Here is a 1,823-nt window from a genome sequence, read left to right as displayed (position 1 = left end):
CTCCTGATTTGGGAGGAGATACGCCTTTGCACATTTCTGTCCGTGCTGGAGATGGTGACATGTGTAAATTTCTTCTCTCTAAAGGAGCCGACCAAAAAAACGACAATACAACAGAGAAAAGTGTAACTCCTAAAAATCCCACCAATCCAACAGAAAGCAATGATCCGAAAGTCGTCAAATCAGTACGAGTATATCTGCCATAAAACGCCGATGCCAAAAATAAAACAGATGCGACACAAAACGAAAGCCAAACAGCAGAACCATAACCAGCTCTAACAAAAAATGGCAAAATCGATCCAAACAAGAACCCTTCACAGATGGAATATGCAACTAAGCAAGAAGAAAGAGCAAACACAGACATTCGCTCCAAACTGAAACGAATGTAAAGACTAATGCAAACCGTTGATATCGTCCAAAGCCACCATAGAGAAGACATACGGGCATAAAGACCACTGCCATACATAGCATAAGCAGCGGTAGCAGTAATCGCAAGAGCCGCAGCCACCCATCCGTACACATAAGAGGCAAAAGTGCCTGCTTTTTCGAGAAAAGAATGATACTGATTCGAGCGTTGTCCACCTGTACGCATGATGTCCTCCCCGTAATTGTCGTTGTAATACTTATATCAAGATTGGCCAATCTAAAAAAGTAGAAAGCCTCCCCTTCTACAAGGATCCAATTCTCCAGGTTGTACTACTAAATCTAGTTTTCATAAAATTGTTCTGACTTTCCTAAAGATTTGGCAAAACCTTGATTTGCATTTTATGGACTACCGAGACTTAGTTGCAAAAAACTGTTTAGTCTTCTGGCAAGTTTTGAGTTCAAGCGATTAGTTACTTTCGATAATCCAAGCCTGGAGACTATGAACAAAAAATCCGCGTGCAAGATCTATCAGGCGTCTACTTACGGCTTATCTCCTGATCAACTGCCACAATCAGCTATGACCGTTTTCACAAAACTAGAACGAGCTGGATTTCTTGTTTATTTGGTCGGTGGATGTGTAAGAGATCTTTTGCTTCAATCTCAACCAAAAGATTTTGATTTCGTAACCTCTGCTCGTCCTGATCAAATTCGTGCACTCTTTCGGTCTAGGGCACGAATAATAGGAAGAAGATTTCCACTAGCACACGTCCGAGTGCAACAATCTGTATTTGATGTCTCTACTTTTCGTTCCGGAACAGACTCCAATTGCCTGATTATTCGTGACAATCAATGGGGAACACCTGAGGAAGATGCTCTTCGAAGAGACCTAACTATCAATGCCCTATTTTACCATCCTACGAATGGAGAAATTATCGATTACTCCGGAGGAATGAATGACCTATTTAAGAAAAAGCTAATAATTATTGGAGATCCTGAATCTCGTTTCCTTCAAGATCCAGTTCGTATGATAAGAATCTTGAAATTGCAGTCACGACTTCATAGCTTTTCAATGACTGTTAAAACCAAACAAATAATCAAAAAATGCTCAGGAGAAATTGAGATCTCTTACACATCCACCGACCAAATAATCAAAAAATGCTCAGGAGAAATTGAGAAAAGCTCACGATCAAGAGTCCTTGAAGAGATCTTTCGAGGACTTGAATTGGGTAATGCATCAACATTCTTGGAACTGATGAGCAGTTATGGTCTGTTAAAGAAAATTTTCCCTTCTTTCGAACGACCATTCAGAAAACATAAAAAACTCACCCATCAATTTTTACAAGCCATTGACCAATTCACACAGAAATTCCCAAAAAGGACGCTTCAACGTAGCGTTCTCTTAGCTGTTTTGCTAATGCCGCACACTCTTTCTAATCCTGAAAAAGACAGAGAAGACATAT

The 1,823-nt window shown here is 40.1% G+C and carries 2 protein-coding genes; one reads left to right on the top strand and one right to left on the bottom strand.

Annotated elements, in window-relative coordinates; all coding sequences use genetic code 11:
• Positions 1-589: Bax inhibitor-1 family protein (locus tag GCCT14_RS04720; protein ID WP_192875511.1), on the bottom strand; the 589-nt coding region annotated here is incomplete at its 3' end.
• 273 nt (positions 590-862) lie between these two features.
• Here GCCT14_RS04720 and GCCT14_RS04715 point away from each other — a divergent pair.
• The coding region (locus tag GCCT14_RS04715) for a tRNA nucleotidyltransferase/poly(A) polymerase-related protein (RefSeq protein ID WP_108624426.1) at positions 863-1,823 on the top strand (961 nt) is incomplete at its 3' end.

The sequence above is a fragment of the Candidatus Similichlamydia epinepheli genome, assembly GCF_003056015.1.
Note: the sequence above shows the minus strand (reverse complement) of the source record. Positions and strands in the feature narration are given on the sequence as shown.